The sequence below is a fragment of the Kitasatospora sp. NPDC034035 genome (assembly GCF_055575755.1).
This window is the reverse complement of record NZ_JBVISA010000016.1, coordinates 72,707-87,917: the sequence shown is the minus strand read 5'-3', so window position 1 is coordinate 87,917 and position 15,211 is coordinate 72,707. Positions and strand designations below refer to the sequence as shown.

The following is a 15,211-nucleotide window of genomic DNA, read 5'->3' as shown; positions in this document are numbered from 1 at the left end:
CGGCCCGCACGGCCGTCCCCCGGACGCGGCCTGCGGTGCACCACCAGCCCATGCCGTCCGCGGTCGAGGACCCCCACATGCGAGGAGCCTCGATGCAACGCAGAGTTTCCACCGGCCGGTTGCTCACCACGGCGACCACCCTGACCGTACTGGCCGGCCTGATCGCCGCCACCGCGGGGCCGGCCACCGCCGCACCCACCCCCTCCCCGGCACCGCCGAGCGCCCTGGCCGCCGCCGTCAACGCCGCCGACGCCGCTGCCGCGGCCGGCCTGGACGCCCTGGCCAAGGGCCCCGGCGAGACCTACGAACGCAAGGCCGTCACCCCCTGGGTCGGCGGCCTCTACTCCGTCGCGTACGAGCGCAGCTACCGCGGCCTGCCGGTGGTCGGCGGCGACGCGGTGGTGCTCGCCGACGGGCAGGGCAAGGTCCGCGGCCTGCAGTCCGCCGTCACCGGCCCGGTCGGCGGCTCCGTCACCCCGCGGATCGGCGCGGACCAGGCGGAGAGGACCGCCCGCACCCAGCTGCCCGCCGTGGACGCCGTGGCGTCGAACCGGCTGGTCGTCCGGGTCAAGGACGGCAGCGGCGGCCGGCTCGCCTGGGAGACCGTGCTGAGCGGCCACCGGGGGAACGCCCCGAGCCGGCTGCACGTCTTCGTGGACGCCGCGACCGGCGAGGCCATCGACCACTACGACGAGGTCCACGCCGGCACCGTCACCAGCAAGTGGAACGGCCCGGCCCCGGTCACCATCAGCACCACCGGCTCGGGCGGCTCGTACTCGCTGCGCGACCCCAACCGGCCCGGCCTGACCTGCTCCGACTACAGCACCGGCCAGGTGTTCTCCAAGTCCGGCGACTCCTGGGGCAACGGCAGCCCGTCCACCAAGGAGACCGGCTGCGGCGACGCGATGTTCGCGGCCCAGAAGGAATGGGACATGCTCCGCGACTGGCTGGGTCGCAACGGGCACAACGGCAACGGCGGCAGCTGGCCGGTGAAGGTCGGCCTCAACGACGTCAACGCCTACTGGGACGGCAGCTCGATATCCATCGGCCACAGCCAGGCCAACGAGTGGATCGCCTCCATCGACGTGGTCGGCCACGAGTTCGGCCACGGCATCGACCAGTACACCCCGGGCGGCGCCAACAACGAGTCCGGCCTGGGCGAGGCCACCGGCGACATCATGGGTGCCCTCACCGAGGCCTACGCCAACGAGCCCGCGCCGTACGACAGCCCGGACTACACCGTCGGCGAGATGATCAACCTGGTCGGCAGCGGGCCGATCCGCAACATGTCCAACCCCTCGCAGGTCAACAACGACCCGAACTGCTACTCCTCCTCCATCCCGAACACCGAGGAGCACGCGGCGGCCGGTCCGCTGAACCACTGGTTCTACCTGCTGGCCGAGGGCTCCAACCCGGGCGGCGGCAAGCCCACCAGCCCGACCTGCAACAACTCGACGGTCACCGGCGTCGGGATCAAGGACGCCGGCCGGGTCTTCTACGGCGGCATGCTGCTCAAGACCAGCGGCATGACCTACAAGCGCTACCGCACCGCCACCCTGACGGCGGCGAAGAACCTGGACCCGTCCTGTACCTTCTTCAACCGGGCCAAAGCCGCCTGGGACGCGGTCAGCGTGCCCGCGCAGAGCGGTGACCCGACCTGCACGCCGTCCGGCACCAACGACTTCTCGCTGTCGCTCGGCCCGGCGTCCGGCTCGGTCCAGCCCGGCTCCACGACCACGGCGACGGTCGGCACCGCCCTCACCTCGGGCACCGCGCAGTCCGTCAACCTGAGCGTCTCCGGCGCCCCCGCCGGGGTCACCGCGACGGTCAGCCCCTCGTCCGTGCAGACCGGTTCGTCCGCCACGCTGACCCTGTCGGCCTCCTCGGGCGCCCCGGCCGGGACGTACGTGATCACCGTCACCGGCACCGCCGGCCCGGCCACCCACACCGCCCAGTACACCCTGACCGTCGGCGGCGGAGGCACCCCCGGCGGGCCCGTACCCGACATCGACGTCGCCAAGGTCCAGGCCCACCTGTCGCAGCTGAACAGCATCGCCAACCAGAACGGCGGCAACCGCCGGGCGGGCACCGCCGGGCACAGCCAGTCGGTGGCCTACCTCAAGGCCAAACTGCAGGCCGCCGGATACACCGTCAGCGAGCAGACGTGCACCTCCTGCACCTACCGGTCCGACAACCTGATCGCCGACTGGCCCGGCGGCCCCGCCGACCAGGTCACCATGTTCGGCGCCCACCTGGACAGCGTCGGCGCCGGCCCCGGCATCAACGACAACGGCTCCGGCTCGGCCACCCTGCTGGAGAACGCCCTGGTGCTCGCCCAGCAGAACCCGTCGCTGACCCGGCACGTCCGGTTCGCCTGGTGGACCGGCGAGGAGCAGGGCCTCCAGGGCTCCCAGTACTACGTCGGCCAGCTCGGCTCGAGCCAGCGCTCCGCGATCAAGGCCTACTACAACTTCGACATGGTCGGCTCCCCCAACGCCGGCTACTTCATCAACAACATCTCCTCCTCGGCCTCCGCGCCGATGAAGGCCTACTGGGACTCGCTCAACCTCCAGCCCGAGGAGAACGTCGAGGGCCAGGGCCGCTCGGACGACTACTCCTTCCAGCAGGCCGGCGTCCCCACCTCCGGCTACGCGGCCGGCGCCGACGCCGTCAAGACCTCGGCACAGGCCGCCAAGTGGGGCGGAACGGGCGGCCGTTCGTACGACTCCTGCTACCACCAGTCCTGCGACACCACGAGCAACGTCGACGCGACGGTGCTCAACCGCAGCGCCGACGGCGTGGCCTACACCATCTGGAAGACCTCGGTCGGCGGCAGCACGCCCGCCAACGACTTCTCCCTCGCGGTGAACCCGGCCACCGCCACCGTCAAGCCCGGTGACAGCGCCACGGCGACGGTCGCCACCGCCACCACCTCCGGTTCGGCCCAGACCGTCAACCTGACCGCCTCGGGCGCCCCGGCCGGCGTCACCGTCGCCTTCAGCCCGTCCTCGGTGCAGTCCGGCGGCTCCGCGACGGTCACCCTCGCGACCACCACCGCCACCCCGGCCGGCACCTACAGCATCACCCTCACCGGGACCGGCACCGCCAACCACAGCACCAGCTTCTCCCTGGTCGTGGGCAACGGGAACCCCAACCCCGGCGGCACCTGGACGCCCGGCACCACGTACAAGGCGGGCGACACCGTGACCTACAACGGGGTCACCTACGTCTGCCTCCAGGGCCACACCGCCCAGGTCGGCTGGGAGCCGCCGATCGTCCCGGCCCTGTGGCAGCCGGTGTGACCGGGGCGGCGCCCTGAGGCCGTCGTCACCTGACGCCCTGTGAAGCCGCTGCGCCGCGGTCCGTCGAGGGGGACGGACCGCGGCGCAGCCGTGTGCGGGGAGGGCGGGGCCGGGCCCTCAGCCGGGATGAAAGGCGACCCGGACGGAGGAGTCGAAGGGCAGGATCAGCCCGTTGCCGGTCTCCCAGGTCCAGTCGCGCGGGATCAGGAACATCCGGCCGCCGGAGTGGGCCAGCAGCCGCAGGCCCTCGTAGCGGTACCGGAACCGCGCCCCCTGCTCCACGTCGGGCAGCACCGTCTCCCGCACCCCCGCCCACCCCAGGTGCAGGCGCTCCGAGGTGTCGAGGACGACCGCCGGACGCCGGTAGAGGTGCTGGGCGAGCTGCTCGGCGTCCGCCGTCCCCTTCTGCTGGGCGTAGCCGTCGACCGCCCAGTACGAGCAGAGCACGATGATCGCCACGCTGATGCCCAGCGCCGCGCGCTCCCCGGTCAGCGGGTAGTCCGCGCCGGTGCCGCGCACGTACATCAGCCGGGCCAGCACCCCGAGCAGCAGCGCGCCGCCGATCAGCAGCGGGGTGCCCATGGGGCCGGCGTCGATCACCTCGAAACCGGCCAGGAGGCCGAACAGCAGCAGCGGGACGACCAGCGCGGTGACGGCCAGGCAGACCCACCGGAGGGCTCGGACGCCGCTCCCGTCCCTGCCCCCCTCGCCGCCGACCGCCCTGGTCGCGAGGTGGTAGCCCAGCGCACCGAGCAGCGCACCGCACAGCGCCACCCCGGCCGGGACGTAGAGCGCGGGGGAACTGCGCAGCAGCAGGTCCTGGGTGGCGAAGCCGATCGTGCCGGCGTCGATGCCGAAGTAGCTGTAGAGCGAACTGGTGTAGGCGTAGCCGAAGAAGAAGAGCAGCGCGGTGAGGAGGGTGGTCGGGGCTACCCAGGTGGCGAGCTTGGCGATCCAGTCGGTCCAGGGCTTGACCTCCGGCTGCTTGACCTCCGGCTGCTTCGGCTCGGCCGGGGCCTCCTCCTCGGCAGGGCTCAGGGGTTGCTCCCGGCGCCTGTGGAGGCACCGCCGTTGTCCGGGGTACCGCCGTTGTCCGGGGTACCGCCGTTGTCCGGGGTACCGCCGTTGTCCGGGGTACCGCCGTTGTCGGGGGTGCCGCCGTTGTCGGGGGTGATGATCGCCACGGTGCCCATGGCCTGGATCCGCTCGCTGGCGCCGTCGACCGTCACCGTGAGGCAGATCGTGCGCTTCTCCGTGCCCGGCTGCCAGGCCGGAAGGGTGAACGTGACGTCCTTGCCCACACCGTCGGTCACCGGGACCGGCTGCGAGTCGGGATGGGTGGCGTACCGCGAACTGCCGCAGTCCGCCACCTTGCTGACCGTCGCCTGGAAGCTGGTCTTCGCCGTGAAGGACAGCGTGATCCGGGCGGTGTTGTCCGTGCCCTGGACGTTCGCCGACGGCTCGCCGGCCGTCCGGAACCCGCCCTGGTTCCCGGTGTCCCTGGTCCGCTGGTCGTCCGGCTGCCCCTGAGCGGTGGTCTGGCCGTTCTGTCCGGCTTGGGTCGCCGAGCCGGAGTCGCCGCCACCACCGCCGCAGGCCACCAGGGCCGGTACGAACAGGACGGCCGCCAGCCACCGGGCCGCTCGACCGCTCCTGCCGCCTCCGATGTGCCGGGTCCCGGGCATGCGTTCTCCCATCCGCGCAGCGAGCAGGGCCGGTTGGCCCCGCCGCACGGTACCCGTTCGCATACGGCGGGGCGGTCCGCCACGCGGGCCCCGGCCCGGCCCGCCACCCGGTCGGCGCAACCCGGTCGGCCCTCGGCCTGGCATAGAGTCTGAACCGACGAACCGTCAGCAGGCCGTCAGCGGAGTGGCAGGACGGCAGGCCCGCAGCAACCCGGAAGGAACCCACCCGTGAGCACGGACACCCGCCCGGTACCGGAGCTGGCCCCCGAGGCCGTCGAGCAGTGGCGGGCCGAGGAGGCCGAACTCGTCGAGTTGCTGGCCCGGGTGCAACGCGGCGTCGGCGGCGTCGCCGCGTTCCGGCTCGGCCCGACGCCCACCGTCCTGGTCACCGACGCGGCGGCGGTGCAGCACGTCCTGGGCCGCCACCCGGACCGGTACGTCAAGCGCTCGCACCGCGCCCGGATGCTCGTCGGGGACGGCGTGCTGTCCGCCACCGGGGACGCCTGGAAGCGCCAACGGCGCTTGCTGCAATCGCAGTTCACCGGCACCGGGATGCGCAGGTACGAGCAGCGGATCGCGGCGGCGGCGCGCCGGACCGCCGAGCGCTGGGAGGGGTACCGGCGCAGCGGGGAGACCTTCGACGTGGGCGAGGAGATGCGCCGCTTCGCCCTGGACACGGTCTGGCGGGCGCTCACCGGGCTGCCGCTGGACGATCGCACGGACCGCGAACTCCGCGCGGTGGAGCGGGTGGTGGCCGCCATGCCGAAACTGCCGACCGACGCGACGGACGCCCGGGACGCGGTCGCCGAGGACCTGGCGCTGGTCGACGCCGTGGCGCACGCCGCGATCGAGGCGGCGCGGTCGGCCGGTCCGGCGGAGGAGCCGGGCGTGCTCCGGGTCCTGCTGGACGCGGGCGGGCAATTCCCCGAGTACACCGACCGGTTGATCCGCGACGAGCTCGTCACGCTGCTCGTCGCCGGACACGAGACCACGGCCACCACCCTGACCTGGCTCTTCCTGCTCCTCGACCGCCACCCCGAGGCCCGGACAGCCGACCCGCAGGCCCTGGTGAGCGAGACGCTGCGGCTCTACCCCTCCGCCTGGCTGCTCCCCCGGCACGCCGTCGAGGACGACGTCATCGCCGGCCACCACATCGCCGCCGGAACGGACGTGCTGGTCTGCCCGTACCTCACCCACCGCGACCCGGCCCTGTGGCCCGACCCCGAGCGCTTCGACCCGACCCGCTTCGCCCCGGGCTCGGACCGCCCCGGCCACCTCGGCGCCTACCTCCCCTTCGGCCTCGGCGCCCGCGCCTGCCTGGGCACCCAGTTCGCCCTCCGGGAGACCACCACCCTGCTGGAACTCCTGCTGCCGATGGGCGAGTTGGAGTTCCGCGCCAAACCGACGGGCGCCGCCTACAGCATCACCGTACGACCGGCCGGGCCGACGCCCGCGGTCCTGCGCTGACCGCCCCGGGAATGTGCGCGGGCCTCGGTGTCACAACGCCGCGTCGAGATCCGTCGGGACAGTGACAGCACCGCTGATCGCACCGATCACCCCGATCGCGCCGATCACCCTGCTGACGCTGATCACCCTGCCGGCACCGATCACGATGATCCCGCCGCTCCCGAGAGGAACACGATGTCGACCACCCGATCGATCACCACCGAGATCCCGCAGCGCCCCCGCATGACCCAGGACCCGGTCCAGCTCATCCCCGAACTCGCCGAGGTCTCGGCCGCGTTGTTCAAGGCCACCGGCAACCGCTCGGTGCCCCGCGCCACCATCAGCCTGGTCCAGCTGCGCGCCGGCCAGATCGCCGGGAACACCTACCTGACCGTCCTGCACACCGGCTTCCTCCGCAAGGCCGGCGAGAGCGAGGAGCGGATCACCTCGGTGGCCTCCTGGCAGGACTCGCCGTACTTCACCGCCCCCGAGCGCGCCGCGCTCGCCCTCGCCGAGGCCGCCCTCCAGCCCAACCCGCACGGCGAACGCGTCTCCGACGCGCTGTACGCCGAGGCCTCCGAGCACTACGACGAGAAGTCCCTCGCCATCCTGATGATCGCCATCGGCCAGGTCAACTTCTTCACCGCCATCGCCCTCATCGCCAAGCCCGTCCCGGGCCGCTCCTTCACCGACCCCTGGGCCTGACACCCCAGCGCCGTACCGGACGACCCGCCAGGCACCCGCGCCCGGCGGGTCGTCCCGCTGTCGACCGATCACCCCGATCCGCTTAGGCTGGTCCGCGCCCGAACGGATGCACGAACCGGCCGGGCCGCGGACCGGAAGCCGGAGGGGGCGGGTCCGCGCGACACGAAGCACCGCGAAGCACCACGAAGTCCACAGGGGGGACGAAGACATGCGCGAGGAACAGGAGCCCGACGGGCACGACCGGCACGACGGGCACGCCGCGTACCACGGGTATGGCGGGTACGACGGGTACGACGAACTCGACGAGAACCAGGTCGGGTTCGAGAGCGCGGACGAGGACGAGGACGAAGCCCCGCGCCGCTCGGGCGCGCGGCGGGCCGTGCTGGTGGCGGCGGGCGGGGTGTTCGCCGCGCTGCTCGCGGTCGGCGGGTACGGCGCCTACAACGTGATGAACGCCGTGACTGGCGGCGCGTCCTCGGGTGGAAGCGGCCAACAGGGGTCAGACAGCGCGGCGAAGGCCCCGCAGGAGCCGCCGACCGCCGCGCAGGCCGAGACGGTGGCGAAGGACTTCCTGGCAGCCTGGGGCCGCGGGGACATGACGGCCGCCTCCGCCCTCACCGACCAGCCGGACACCGCCCGCGCCGCGCTGACCGTGTTCCACGAGAACGTGCCGGCCCGCTCACTCGCACTGACCGGAACGGGCGCGGCGCCGTCCGGCGCAGGCCCGGCGTCGTCCGGCGCCCCGAGCGGGCCGTCGCTCGGCTTCCGGGTGAAGGCCGAGTTCGAGGGCGCGACGGGCGCCTGGGAGTACGACAGCGCGCTCAGCGTCGTCCGCGCCCAGGACGGCCGGGCCGTCGTCCACTGGGCGCCGACCGTGATCCACCCCCACCTCGGCCCGGGCCGGACGATCGCCGTGAAGCCGCTGCCCGACCCGGTGTCCAAGCCGACCGACCGCAACGGCAAGCCGCTCGAGGGCTTCCCGTCGCTGAACGCCGTGCTGCCCCAGATCGCGCCCGGTGACGGCGCGACCGCCGTCACCGGACGGGCCGTCGTGCTCTCGGGCGGTTCCGGGAAGGATCCCGAGCAGCTGTTCGTGCTGACCCCGCCGAGCGCGCCGCAGGTCAAGCTCACCCTCGACGCCGACCTCCAGCAGGTCGCCGAGGAGGCCGTCAAGCAGCAGTCGGCGGGCGGCAAACCGGCCTCGCTGGTGGCCGTCCAGCCGAGCACCGGCCACATCCTCGCGATGGCCTACTCGCCGAGCGGGTTCAACCGCGCCGTCGCGGGCGGCCAGCCGCCCGGCTCCACGATGAAGGTCATCACCTCGGCCGCACTGCTGGAGGCCGGGGTGTCCCCGGACACCCCGGCGCCGTGCAAGGACACCACCTACTCCCCGCGTGCCTGGCACAACGACGAGCCCGGCGACTTCCCCTCGTACACGCTCACCGACGACTTCACCCACTCCTGCAACACCGGCTTCATCGACAAGGGCCTGGAGAAGCTGCAGCCCGGCACGCTCACCAAGGTCGCCCGCGACCAGTTCGGCCTCGGCCTGGAATGGCACATCGGCATCCCGAGCCGGGACGCCACCATCCCGCTGCCGGGCAGCAAGGACGAGGCCGCCGCCGAGTACATCGGCCAGGGCCAGATCCAGGTCAACTCGCTGCTGATGGCCTCGGTCGCCGCCACCGTGCAGAGCGGAACGTTCCGCCAGCCCGTCCTGCGGGAGGACGCCAAGCGCGCCACGGCGCCCGGGAAGCTGCCCGCCGACGTCGCCCGCGACCTGCGCACGATGATGGCCAAGACCGCCACCCAGGGCACCGCCCGCGCCCCGATGTCCGGCCTGTCCGGCCAGATCGGCGCCAAGACCGGCACCGTCGAAGCCGGCAGCCAGGCCACCAACAGCTGGTTCATCGCCTACCGCGGCGACCTCGCCGTCGCCGCCGAGGTCGAAGGCGGCGGCCACGGCAACAGCGCGGCCGGCGTGGCGGCGGCCCAGGTCCTGAAGGCCGGCGGCAAGGGCTGACGACTGCCCCCGCCGACCGCGGCCACGCGGCCGGCGGGGGCCGGACCCTCTCAAGGAGCTCGGGCATGGGAATGACCCTGCGGCGCTACCCCCGTGCCGCCACCGTCCTGGCAGCCCAAGCCCGCCACGCCGGCGACCTGCCGCCGACCGTCGAGCGCTACTGCCTCGTCGCCGCGCCGGCACTGCACCTGGCCGCCGAATCCGCCGAGTACTCCGGCTGCACCGAGGCAGAGCGCGACGCGATCCTCGCCGCCCACTTCTCGCTCCTCGACCGCGAGGACTGGTACCGGACGGCCCGCACCGCCCTGACCGCGCGGAACACGTGGCTCCTCTGGTTCGCGGACTTCAGCGGCTCCCGGCTGCGCCTCCGGGTGTTCGAGGAGTGGAAGTCGGCGGCCGACGGGGCCGGGAAGGAAGGCTGATGGCCGTGGCAGGGGCTCGGGGAGCGCCCGAGCTGATCGATCCCACCGTCCGGTTGCGGGCGTCGTTCCTCGCGGCGGTGGCCGAGTACCGCGCGGATCGCGGCCACCCCCTCCCGTGGTTCGTCACCGATGTCGACCCGTCGGCGTTGACCGACACCACCGCTTTCGGCACCTACGTCGCCCGGGTGCTCGCCGAACGCACCGAGGCCGGCGCACGCCGGGACGCGGGTGTGCCGATGACGACGCTGTGGTGGGCCGACGCCGACGAGCTACTGGGCAGGATCGCGATCCGGCACCGGCTGACCCCGAACCTGGCGCGGGTCGGCGGCCACATCGGCTACGACGTGCGGCCGGGCGCCCGGCGCAAGGGGCACGCGACCACGATGCTCGCCGCCGCCCTGCCGGTCGCCGCCACACTCGGCATCACGGAGGCGCTGCTGACCTGCGACGAGGCGAACCCCGCGTCCCGGCACGTGATCGAGGCCAACGGGGGCCGCCTCACCGGCACGGACGGCGGCAAGCTCCGCTACCTGGTGCCGACGGCCTGACTCCCTCACACCCCCGAAGCGGCCGGTTACGGGCGAGGGTGTCGAGGGGGCGGCAGCGGGCTGTGTTCAGGACGGGTCCTCGCCGCGGATCAGCGTCAGGGCGGGCCGCGGCGGTGTGTGCTCCGCCTCCTGCTCCGCCATCAGTTCGGCCAGCATCCGGGCGCCCATTTCGCGGAACCGGGCCTTGCGCTCCTCGTCGGCCTCCTCCTCGCCCGGGTAGAAGGCCAGGTGGACAGCGCCGTTCTCCGCGTCCCAGCTGTAGCTGCGGTACGGGGGCAACGGCTCGTGGTCGTGTCCGCACTCGCACTCGTGCTCGTGATCGTGCTCGCCCGTCATGGGGAACCTCCGGTGCTCGTCGTCGAGGGGGCCTCACATGGGTAACGAGCCCGCCCCGGGAAGGGCGCGCGGCGTGTCAGCTGCCGACGATGCGGAAGACCGGGCACCCCGCCCGCAGGGGGAGGTCAGCCGGAGGCCGGCGAGACGTCAGCGGGAGGTCAGTCGGAGTTCTCCCGAGTCCGGGTTCCGGCTCGGGTGCGTCATCGGGTCCGTCATCGGGTCACTCTCCAGTGTGAGTCGGTGCTGATCGCTGACAGAATGCCCCCCATGCCCTCCTCCCCCCGTACGGACCCCGCTCCTTCAGCCTCCCCTCTCGCCGAGGCCCGGCTGCGCGGCGTCGCGGCCAACCCGGGTGCGCCGTCCGGAGTCCTGCTGCGCCTGCTGGACCCGTCGGCGCGCTCGGCGTGGACGGTCCTGTGCGAGGGACGCGCCCTTCCGGCGGAGGTCGTCGAGGCGGTGCTCGTGCACCCCCAGCGGGCGGTGCGCGTCGCGTTCGCCCGCAACCGGTACGTGGCGCCCGCGCAGCGCGGCCGGCTCGTCGACGATCCCGACGCGCTGGTCCGCGAAAGGCTGGCAGGCGGACCGCGTCCACGGTTCGGCGCCCTCGAGGCACTGCCCGACGACGTGTTGGAAGCCCTGATGACCGCGCGGGACGACGACCGCCCGGACCAGCTGCTGACCGCCGCCGAGATCGCCACCGAGCTGGTGTGCTCCGAGCAGATCCCGCAGTCCTTCCGGCGCGGGCTGATTCGTCACCCGAACCCCGAGCTGCGGGCGAAGGCCGTCGGCCTGTGGCTGTCGCTCACCACCGAGCAGCGCGACGCGCTGCTGGCCGACCCGGTGCCCGCCGTGGCCGAGGCCGCGCGCCTGAGCAGCCGGAATCTGGACCCGGAGGCGATGGAAGCGGACCTGCCGGACCGCGACTGCCATGGCCGGAACATGATCCTCTTCAACTACGCCGTCTCCCCCGCGATGGCGCAACGGTGCCTCGCGGCGGGCCGTGACCTGCAGTCGCTGGCCCAGAACCCCTACACGCCCGTCGAGTTCCTCCCCCGCCTCGCCCGCGAACCCGATCCGGAGGTGCGCGCGCGTGTCGCCGCCCGGGCCGACACGGACCCGGCGCTGCTCGCCGAGTTGGCGCAGGATCCGGAGGACACCGTACGGATCCGGGCCGTGCTGCACCCGCTCCCCCGCACCTGGCCGGAGCGACGCGCCATCGACCGGGTCATCGGCCGGCCGGCCGAGCAGGTCGGCCCGGTCCGCGAGATGTTCCAGGAGCCGGAGACGAGCTGGTACGAGGCGTGCGCGGTCTCCCCGGAACCGGTCCTCCGGCGGGTCGCCGCGACCTGCGCGCGGCTGCCGCAGGAGCTGGTGCACCGTCTGGCCGAGGACGCCGACCCGGACGTGCGCCACCTCCTGGCCTACAACCACCCGCTGGCCCCGCCCGCGACCGTCCTCGACGCCTTCATCGCCACACCCCGGCAGCGCCCCTACCTGCTCACCCTGTCCCGGCTCCCCCGCACCGGGCTCACGCACCTCCTCGACCACGAGGACGCCGAGGTCCGCGCCCTGGCCGCCGCCGACACCGGCCTCGCGCAGCCGCCCGTCCGGCACCTGGCCGACCCGGATCCGCGCGTCCGACGGGCCGCGGCGGCGAACCCGCTCCTGCCCCTCGACCTGGTCGAGTCGATCCTGAACGCGTCGTTCCTGGACGCATCGATCCCGGACGCATCGATCCTGGGCGATTCGCTTCCGGAGGCGTCGGAGTCGGCCGACCCGGACCTCGTCGAGGGCGCGTCCGCCAACCCGGCCCTGTCCGCCGAACGCCTCCATGCGCTGCTCGACCGCGGCGGGCTGCCGGCGGTCGGCGGCGAATAGACTGCCGCACCATGTTCGAGTACCACGGGTGGATCAACGTCCTGGAAACGGCCGAAGCCGAGGACGACGACATCACTCTCGTCGACGCCCGCCTGCGGGAGATCGCCGACGGCATCCAGCGCCGGATCGACGAACTCGCCGACCCGTACCTCCTCGACCTGCGGTGGATGAACGGCGTGCTCTTCCTCCACCTCGGCGGCCAACCGAACCACCGGAACCCGGACATCCTCGACCTCTTCCGCGAGGTCGGCGAGCGCGCGCCCGGGTCGTACGGCCTGCTGCACGTGCGCGACGACGAGGACCGCGCTCACGAGAACGACATCCGTGTCCTCAGGATGGTCCGCGGCCGGGTCACCGAGCACACCGAGCCGCTGCTGTCGCCGTGCGTCCCGGTGCTGGAGGACCCGTTCGGAGGCTGAGCGGTTGCCCGTCCCCGTTCGGTTGGCCGTCCCTGTTCGTGGCCTCTCCGCACGCAGTGGCCCTCCTCCCCTCATGGTCCCTCAGTAGTCGGGCAGGTCGAAGACCGTGGCGGCACGGAAGGCCGCGTCCATCTCCGGCCCGGGCCGGTCGAAACCCGGCCCGCCCACGGCGGACGCGCCGTCGCCTCCGTAGAGGGTGGCGGTCAGTTCGAGGATGGCCTGGTTGGCCGCCACGTGGTCGCGCAGCCGCCGCTCGTAGGCGGGGTAGGCGGTCCGGTGGTCGCCGTCCGCCGTGTGCAGTTCCCCGGCCAGGACGTAGGCGGCGGTCAGGGCCACGCTGGTGCCCTGGCCGGTGAACGGGGAGCAGCAGTAGCCTGCGTCGCCGAGCAGGGCGACACGGTCGTTGGACCAGCGGTCCATCCGGATCTGGGCGACGACGTCGTAGTGGAAGGCCTCCGTCTCCCACATCCCCCGGAGGAATCGCGGCATCTCCCAGCCCAGGTGGGCGCAGCGCTCGGCGACCACCCGGCGCTGCGCGGCGCGGTCGCGCGGCAGCATGCGGTCGAGCGGTTCGTCGGAGGCGAAGCCGGCGAAGACCCGCAGCTCGGTGTTGTCTCGGACGGTCATCACCAGGCAGTCCCAGCCGGTGTCGGACTGCTGGATGACCTCCCAGCGGTCGAGGCCGAGGTGGTTGGGAACGCTCCAGCCGGCGACGTACGTGCCGATGGGGTGCAGGTAGTCGGCTTCGGGGCCGAAGACGAGACGGCGGGTGTTCGAGTGCAGGCCGTCGGCGCCCACGACCAGGTCGAAGGACTGCTCGGTGCCGCTGCGGAACCGGACCTGGACGCCGTCCCCGTACTGCACGAGGGTGTCGATCGAGTCGTCGAACCGGTACTCGACGCCCGGTCCGGCCGCTCCCGCGATCAGCTCCGCGAGTTCGTCCCGCAGGATCTCCACGTCGGGGCCGCCGACCGGGCCGCCACTGGCCGTCCACTCGGTGGTACGGCTCAGCTCGCGCCCGTCCCCGTCGACCACCGACATCCCGCGCAGACCGGTCGTCCGGGCCCGGACCTCCTTCAGCAGGCCCATCCGCTCGACGACCTCCAGGGCGTTGCCGCGGATGTCCACCGCCTGGCCGCCGCCGCGCAGCGCCGGGGCGCGCTCGACGAGGGTGACGCGGAAGCCGTAGCGCTCCAGCCAGTAGGCGAGGGCGGTACCGGCGATCCCGCCGCCGGAGACCAGGACCGAGGCCCGGCGCGCGCTGCTGTTCGACACGGTGTTGCTCAACGCGCTGTTGCTCGACACGGTGCTGTTCGAAGCGGTGTCGCTCGACACGGTGCTGTTCGAAGCGGTGTCGCTCGACACGGTGTCGCTCGACACGGTGTCGCTCGACACGGTGCTGTTCGGCACGGTGGACCTCCCGTGGGTCGGTGATGCTGCCGTGAACCAGCCTGTGGCGGGCCACCCACAGGACACGGACAGCCCGCTCACAGCACCGGCACGCCACCGGCGGGGCGCTGACAGGGCGTCGTCAGCGGAAGCCGGAAGCCCCTGAAGGGAGGGCAGTTGGCACCCCGCCCACACGCCACCCCGCCCGAGGTCACCGTCGGCCGCCGGGGCGAACCCGCCATCCGTGACCCTGCCCGGCGGGGCGACCGGCGGCGGTGCGATCATCCTCGGATGCGCGCGATCGACGAACTGACCGAAGTGGACGATCCGGCGTGGCCGGAGCTGGCGGAGGTGCTCGCGGCGGGCCAGGTGTCCGCCCGGGTGCTGCCCGCCGACCGCGAGGAGGGGCGCCGCTGTCTGCTGCAGTTGCAGGTCACGGCACGCTCCACGCTCGGCGCCCTGGTACTGAACACCGGCGGGCTGCTCCTGGACCACGGCTGGGTGCGTGTCTTCGGCGGCGGCCCGGCCGCGGACGGCGGCCTGCCGAGCCTGGGACGGGTCAACCGCTTCCCCGCCGCGTTCGACCCGGCCTGGCAGCCGGCCGCCGGCCTGGTCGTCGGTCATGACGTCGTGGGCGGCGTCTTCGCGCTCAACGGCCACGATCCGGCCGCCGCGGGCCGCCCGGGGCTGCCGGGGCAGATGACCTACTTCGCCCCGGACACGCTGGAGTGGGAGGCCCTGGACATGGGCCACTCCGCGTGGGTCTCCTGGCTCCTCTCGGGCCACCCGGAGGCCTTCTACGACGCCCTGCGCTGGCCCGGCTGGCGCGCGGAGGCCGAGGAACTCGCCCTGTCCCAGGGGATCGCGGTGTTCCCGTTCCTGTGGTCGGAGGAGGCGCAGACGGACCCGTCCGCCACGTCCCGGCGAGCGGTTCCGATGCGCGAAGTCCTCGGGGTGGCGGCCGACTTCGCGCGCCGACTGGGACCGTGCGACCCCGGGTTCCTCGGCGAGGTGTAGGGCGGCCCGGGCATCGGATGGCGTAGTACTTCTCGCGCCGC

At 73.2% G+C, this 15,211-nt stretch carries 14 protein-coding genes; 10 read left to right on the top strand and 4 right to left on the bottom strand.

What is annotated here, in order from left to right:
- The first annotated feature begins 92 nt into the window (after window positions 1-92).
- Complete coding sequence (locus ACZ52J_RS23150; protein ID WP_465621312.1) at window positions 93-3,302, top strand: M28 family peptidase; 3,210 nt, start codon at window positions 93-95, stop codon at window positions 3,300-3,302.
- Window positions 3,303-3,419: 117 nt separating this feature from the next.
- Here the strand turns inward: ACZ52J_RS23150 and ACZ52J_RS23145 are convergent, their stop codons facing one another.
- Window positions 3,420-4,076 carry a hypothetical protein gene (locus tag ACZ52J_RS23145; protein WP_465621310.1) on the bottom strand — a complete coding sequence of 219 codons (657 nt, stop codon included), beginning with the start codon at window positions 4,074-4,076 and terminating at the stop codon, window positions 3,420-3,422.
- Window positions 4,077-4,336: 260 nt separating this feature from the next.
- A complete protein-coding gene (locus tag ACZ52J_RS23140) occupies window positions 4,337-4,987 on the bottom strand; it encodes a hypothetical protein (protein ID WP_465621309.1) in 651 nt (216 codons plus the stop codon).
- 228 nt (window positions 4,988-5,215) lie between these two features.
- On the opposite strand from ACZ52J_RS23140, the gene ACZ52J_RS23135 reads away from it, so the two are divergent.
- From ACZ52J_RS23135 to ACZ52J_RS23115, 5 genes are all read left to right on the top strand, one after another.
- Window positions 5,216-6,454: a cytochrome P450 gene (locus ACZ52J_RS23135; protein WP_465621307.1), complete on the top strand. Its 1,239-nt coding sequence runs from the start codon at window positions 5,216-5,218 to the stop codon at window positions 6,452-6,454.
- Window positions 6,455-6,628: 174 nt separating this feature from the next.
- Window positions 6,629-7,138, top strand: a complete 510-nt coding sequence (locus ACZ52J_RS23130) for a carboxymuconolactone decarboxylase family protein (RefSeq protein ID WP_465621305.1) — start codon at window positions 6,629-6,631, stop codon at window positions 7,136-7,138.
- Window positions 7,139-7,346: 208 nt separating this feature from the next.
- Complete coding sequence (locus tag ACZ52J_RS23125; RefSeq protein ID WP_465621303.1) at window positions 7,347-9,161, top strand: penicillin-binding transpeptidase domain-containing protein; 1,815 nt, start codon at window positions 7,347-7,349, stop codon at window positions 9,159-9,161.
- 65 nt (window positions 9,162-9,226) lie between these two features.
- Entirely contained in the window at window positions 9,227-9,583 is a 357-nt protein-coding gene (locus ACZ52J_RS23120; protein WP_465621302.1) for a hypothetical protein, read from the top strand.
- Window positions 9,583-10,131, top strand: coding sequence for a GNAT family N-acetyltransferase (locus ACZ52J_RS23115; RefSeq protein ID WP_465621300.1), 549 nt, complete (start codon window positions 9,583-9,585; stop codon window positions 10,129-10,131). The genes ACZ52J_RS23120 and ACZ52J_RS23115 overlap by 1 nt, the downstream gene beginning before the upstream one ends.
- A gap of 66 nt (window positions 10,132-10,197) precedes the next feature.
- Here ACZ52J_RS23115 and ACZ52J_RS23110 read toward each other — a convergent pair whose 3' ends face one another.
- Entirely contained in the window at window positions 10,198-10,467 is a 270-nt protein-coding gene (locus ACZ52J_RS23110; protein WP_465621298.1) for a hypothetical protein, read from the bottom strand.
- A 267-nt stretch (window positions 10,468-10,734) separates the two neighbouring features.
- Here ACZ52J_RS23110 and ACZ52J_RS23105 point away from each other — a divergent pair, with 267 nt between their 5' ends.
- Together ACZ52J_RS23105 and ACZ52J_RS23100 are read left to right on the top strand one after the other, a co-directional pair.
- On the top strand, window positions 10,735-12,345 hold the full coding sequence (locus ACZ52J_RS23105; protein ID WP_465621296.1) for a hypothetical protein: 1,611 nt from the start codon (window positions 10,735-10,737) through the stop codon (window positions 12,343-12,345).
- A gap of 11 nt (window positions 12,346-12,356) precedes the next feature.
- Window positions 12,357-12,764 carry an Imm7 family immunity protein gene (locus ACZ52J_RS23100; protein WP_465621294.1) on the top strand — a complete coding sequence of 136 codons (408 nt, stop codon included), beginning with the start codon at window positions 12,357-12,359 and terminating at the stop codon, window positions 12,762-12,764.
- 81 nt (window positions 12,765-12,845) lie between these two features.
- On the opposite strand, the gene ACZ52J_RS23095 is transcribed toward ACZ52J_RS23100, so the two are convergent.
- Entirely contained in the window at window positions 12,846-14,051 is a 1,206-nt protein-coding gene (locus ACZ52J_RS23095; RefSeq protein WP_465621292.1) for an FAD-dependent monooxygenase, read from the bottom strand.
- On the opposite strand from ACZ52J_RS23095, the gene ACZ52J_RS23090 reads away from it, so the two are divergent.
- Together ACZ52J_RS23090 and ACZ52J_RS23085 are read left to right on the top strand one after the other, a co-directional pair.
- Window positions 14,041-14,319, top strand: coding sequence for a hypothetical protein (locus ACZ52J_RS23090; protein WP_465621290.1), 279 nt, complete (start codon window positions 14,041-14,043; stop codon window positions 14,317-14,319). The genes ACZ52J_RS23095 and ACZ52J_RS23090 overlap by 11 nt on opposite strands.
- Window positions 14,320-14,444: 125 nt before the next feature.
- A complete protein-coding gene (locus ACZ52J_RS23085; protein WP_465621288.1) occupies window positions 14,445-15,170 on the top strand; it encodes a DUF2625 family protein in 726 nt (241 codons plus the stop codon).
- Window positions 15,171-15,211 lie beyond the last annotated feature (41 nt).